Here is a 4,682-nt window from a genome sequence, read left to right on the forward strand (position 1 = left end):
GGTCGACAACGCGCTCAACCAGGCCGCCAAGGAGCTGGCCACCCGCTTCGACTTCCGCGGCACCGACACCTCGATCGCCTGGAAGGGCGACGAGGCAATCGAGCTGACGTCGTCGACCGAGGAGCGCGTCAAGGCGGCCGTCGACGTATTCAAGGAGAAACTGGTCCGCCGCGACATCTCGATGAAGGCGTTCGACGCCGGGGAACCGCAGGCATCCGGTAAGACCTTCAAGGTCAACGGCACCCTCAAGCAGGGCATCAGCAGCGAGAACGCCAAGAAGATCACCAAACTCATCCGTGACGAGGGCCCGAAGACCGTCAAGACCCAGATCCAGGGCGACGAGATTCGCGTCACCAGCAAGAAGCGCGACGACCTGCAGGCCGTCATCGCGATGCTCAAGAACGCCGACCTGGACGTCGCGCTGCAGTTCGTCAACTATCGCTGACACCGCTTTGGGCGGCCCACCGGTGGGTGCCGGCACGGCGTTGAGTGAACAGCCGATATTCGCCGGTACGGCGCGGGGTAACGGTGGCGGTGGCAATTTCGGGTTCGCGAACAGCGGGCGCTAACAGTGGTGGCTTCAACAAGGGCAACGGACAGTCGGGCTTCTTTGGCTGAACCCCGCATGCGTCTGACCGGGGCGCGCGCCGGCTCACGCCGTGGCCTGCCCGCTACTCGGTCGCCGCGGACCGTCACCGCTGATCCGCGAGCCTGGGGGCCCCTCTAGTGTGGTGGGGAACACAGCTTTTTCGAGGCCCCTAGCAAGCGAGGTTCACGATGACCGTGACTCCCCGGGAAGCCGCCGGCGGCGCGCCCAACACCAACGGCCAGGGCGACGGTTACTTCGACGTCGTGATCGTCGGCGCCGGCATCTCCGGCATCGACGCGGCCTACCGCATCACCGAGCGGAATCCGGGCACCAAGTACGCGATCCTGGAGCGGCGCGCCCAGATCGGCGGCACCTGGGACCTGTTCCGCTACCCCGGCGTACGCTCCGACAGCAGCATCTTCACGCTGTCGTTCCCCTTCGAGCCGTGGACCCGCCGGGAAGGCGTCGCAGACGGCGTGCACATCCGCGAGTACCTGACCAACACCGCGCGCAAGTACGGCATCGACCGCCACATCCGGTTCAACAGCCATGTCCGTTCGGCGAACTGGGATTCGGCCACCGACACCTGGACGATCACCGCCGAGCAGGACGGCACCCGCACGACCTACCGCGCCAGGTTCGTGTTCTTCGGCAGCGGCTACTACAACTACGACGAGGGCTACACCCCCGACTTTCCCGGTATCGACCAGTTCGCCGGGACCGTCGTGCATCCCCAGCACTGGCCGGAGAACCTCGACTACACCGGCAAGAGGATCGTGGTGATCGGCAGCGGTGCCACCGCGGTCACCCTGTTGCCGTCGCTGTCGGACCGCGCCGCGAAGGTGACCATGCTGCAACGCTCCCCCACCTATCTCGTCTCGGCCTCCCGATACGGCAAGGTGGCCGCGGTCGCCCGAAAGCTGTTGCCTAGCAAGCCCGCTCACCTGGTGATCCGCATGTACAGCGCACTGACCGAGGCGGTGTTCTTCGCCCTGTCCCGCAAGGCGCCCCGCCTCGTCCGGTGGCTGTTGCGCCGCAAGGCGATCAGCGAGCTGCCCGCCGGCTACGACGTGGACACCCACTTCAAGCCGCGCTACGACCCGTGGGACCAGCGGATGTGCCTGATCCCCGACGCCGACCTCTACAACGCGATCGGCGCCGGCCGCGCCGAGGTGGTCACCGACCACATCGACCATTTCGACGCCAGCGGCATCGCGCTCAAATCCGGCGCTCACCTCGACGCCGACATCGTCGTCACCGCCACCGGCCTGCAATTGCAGGCGCTCGGCGGGACCGCGATCAGCCTGGATGGCGTCGAGATCGATCCCCGGGACCGCTTCGTCTACAAGGCGCACATGCTCGAGGACGTGCCCAACCTGTTCTGGTGCGTGGGCTACACCAACGCCTCTTGGACGCTGCGCGCCGACATCACCGCCCGTGCGACCGCGAAGCTGCTGGCCCACATGGCCGCTCACGGATATACGCACGCCTACCCGCATCTCGGCGGCGAACCGATGACCGAGAAACCGGCCTGGGACATCAACGCCGGCTACGTGCTGCGCTCGCTGCACGCGCTGCCCAAGTCCGGCACCAGGCGGCCGTGGAACGTGCGGCAGAACTACCTCGCCGATGCCCTCGACTACCAGTTCGACCGCATCGAGGAAGCCATGGTGTTCGGACGCGTCACCGACCGGGCGGCGCTGGCGGGATAACCGTCAGCCGGTCCGGTCGGAGCCCACGGGGGAATCTCCGGGCAGGATCTCCGCGCCGCAGTTGGGGCAGAATTTCTCGGCGGGGTGGTGTTCGGCCCCGCAGCTCGCGCAGAAGTGCGGTTCCGCCGGCTTGTGCGCGGGGGCCACGCCGATGAGCCGGGCGGCGCCGGTCTTGATGCCCCTGCGGGCGCGGATTGGTTTGACCGTGTCCCCGTCCCCGGGGGAAATAAGCTGAACCCCAGGGGCTTTCGCTGGAGCGAACAGGCGCCACCGCCTCCGCACCACCAACAGGGTCAATCCCCCGCCGGCGGCGAGCACCAGCGCCACCTCACCGATGACGTACCACATCAGCGTGGTGCCACTGAGCACCGAGACGTCGCCGTAGCGCTGCCGCAGGTTCACCGCGCTCGTCTTGAGTTCCACCAGACCCGGGTAGTCGGGCGACATCGCCAGCGCCTTGTCGAAATCGTCGATGGCGCCGGTGTAGTGGCCGGAGAAGTACTCGCCGAGCCCTTTCCGGTAGAAGACGTCGGCCGGCCCCAGCGTCGCTTTGACCCCCTTGCCGGCCAGTAACGCGGTGAGGTTGCCCGCCGGCGCGACGAAGTTGAACGGCTGCGGCTCGCCGACGGGTGAGAAGCTGTTGACGCCGATCACCTTGCCGTCGAGGGCGACGGTGGGGCCGCCGCTCATCCCCTCGGTGACCGGGGCATCGATCTCGTACTGCGGAACGCTGCCCATCGACGACTTCTTGCTGACCGTGCCGCTCTTGTTCGTCGGGTCCAGCGACGGATCGGTGATCCGTTTCGTGCTCTCCGGGTAACCCACCGCGAGAATCGTTGTGCCGATGCTGACGTCGGCGTCGGCGGCCAACTCCGACGACGGCAGGTTGTGCTTCTCGACCTTGAGCAGGGCAACATCGCCCTTTACGATGGGCCGGAAGTCCACGACGTTGGCGAGCAGTTTCCCGGCGACCCGGTTCCCGCTGCCGTACACCAGGGTCAGCGCAGGCTGCGGACCCCGGTCGGGGGCAACGCCCTCCACCTTCGCGTTCTGGCGGAGCCATTGGAAGATCGCCGCCGGATTCTGCCCGACCGGCGAGTCGGGGTACTGGATGACGTACTCGTTGGCGGCCCGCTTGAGGATCAGGTCCTTGACGTTGTCCGGATCCACGCAGTGGCCCGACGTCGCCGCCCAACCGTCGGGGTTGACGATGAACGCGGTGCAGAACCAGGTCGCCGTGAAGGGGATGTTGGAGCCCTCGCCGAACTGCGACAGCAGCTGCCCATTGGGCAAGCGGACCTGGCCGTACGCCTGGCCCGACAGGTACATCACGGCCGGCCGGATGATCGCCGCCGCCCGTTCCTGCGGATTGGCCTGCGGGCGCCCACCCTCGGCAGAGGCGATGCCCGCCGGCGCCGTCATCACCGCGAGCGCGGCCGCGGACGTCACCGCGAGCGTACGGCCCCACCGAAGCATGGGCATGGTCCCTCTTTCCCTCGTTTCCGGGCCTTGTTGCAGATCTCTGACGATCCGGGAGGCCGGCCCGGCGGGGCTAGGGACCGAAGTCCCTGCCCGGGGGGTCGTTGGGTTCGAATTCGGGTGCCGCGCGGGCGGTGAACTGCTTCTAAATCTCGGGTGTCGGCAATACGCTGAACGGCATGGCAGGTGAACAACGCGAACCCAATGTCGTCGTCCTCGGCGGCGGCTCCTGGGGCACCACGGTGGCGTCGATCTGCGCGCGCCGGGGACCGACACTGCAATGGGTGCGCTCCGAGGTGACCGCCAAGGACATCAACGACAACCACCGCAACAGCCGCTACCTCGGCAACGACGTCGTGCTCAGCGACGGCCTGCGCGCCACCACCGACTTCGCCGAGGCCGCCCACTGCGCCGACGTCGTGGTCATGGGCGTGCCCTCGCACGGCTTCCGCGGCGTGCTCACCGAACTCGCCAGGGAACTGCGGCCCTGGGTCCCGGTGGTGTCGTTGGTCAAGGGGCTTGAGCAGGGCACCAACATGCGGATGTCGCAGATCATCGAGGAGTTGCTGCCCGGACATCCGGCGGGGATCCTGGCCGGCCCGAACATCGCCCGAGAGGTGGGCGAGGGCTATGCCGCCGCGGCCGTGCTGGCCATGCCCGACCAGCACCTGGCCACCCGGCTGGCGGCACTGTTCCGCACCCGGCGGTTTCGCGTGTACACCACCGACGACGTCGTCGGTGTCGAGATGGCCGGCGCGCTGAAGAACGTCTACGCCATCGCCGTCGGGATGGGCTACTCGCTGGGCATCGGCGAGAACACCCGCGCGCTGGTGATCGCGCGGGCGTTGCGCGAGATGACCAAGCTGGGCGTCGCGATGGGCGGGGACCCCGACACCTTCCCC

4 protein-coding genes are annotated in these 4,682 nt (G+C 67.8%); 3 read left to right on the forward strand and 1 reads right to left on the reverse strand.

The annotated features are described in order from the left end of the window. Together AC2VOR_RS20075 and AC2VOR_RS20080 are read left to right on the forward strand one after the other, a co-directional pair. A partial coding sequence (locus AC2VOR_RS20075) for a YajQ family cyclic di-GMP-binding protein (protein ID WP_486964388.1) occupies window positions 1-445 on the forward strand: 445 nt, incomplete at its 5' end. Between the two features lie 332 nt (window positions 446-777). Then, window positions 778-2,301 carry a flavin-containing monooxygenase gene (locus AC2VOR_RS20080; protein ID WP_369740747.1) on the forward strand — a complete coding sequence of 508 codons (1,524 nt, stop codon included), beginning with the start codon at window positions 778-780 and terminating at the stop codon, window positions 2,299-2,301. Between the two features lie 3 nt (window positions 2,302-2,304). Here the strand turns inward: AC2VOR_RS20080 and AC2VOR_RS20085 are convergent, their stop codons facing one another. Then, window positions 2,305-3,783 (reverse strand): trypsin-like peptidase domain-containing protein, encoded by a 1,479-nt coding sequence (locus AC2VOR_RS20085; protein ID WP_369740749.1) that lies wholly within the window; start codon window positions 3,781-3,783, stop codon window positions 2,305-2,307. A gap of 176 nt (window positions 3,784-3,959) precedes the next feature. Here AC2VOR_RS20085 and AC2VOR_RS20090 point away from each other — a divergent pair. Further along, window positions 3,960-4,682: NAD(P)H-dependent glycerol-3-phosphate dehydrogenase (locus tag AC2VOR_RS20090; protein ID WP_486964389.1), on the forward strand; the 723-nt coding region annotated here is incomplete at its 3' end.

The organism is Mycobacterium sp. TH-M103 (assembly GCF_057473785.1).

What these genes read in the sequence shown, in the direction of transcription:
- AC2VOR_RS20080 (WP_369740747.1), top strand. Translation starts at nt 778, where the DNA reads ATGACCGTGACTCCCCGGGAAGCCGCCGGCGGCGCGCCCAACACCAAC.
- AC2VOR_RS20085 (WP_369740749.1), bottom strand. Translation starts at nt 3,783, where the DNA reads ATGCCCATGCTTCGGTGGGGCCGTACGCTCGCGGTGACGTCCGCGGCC.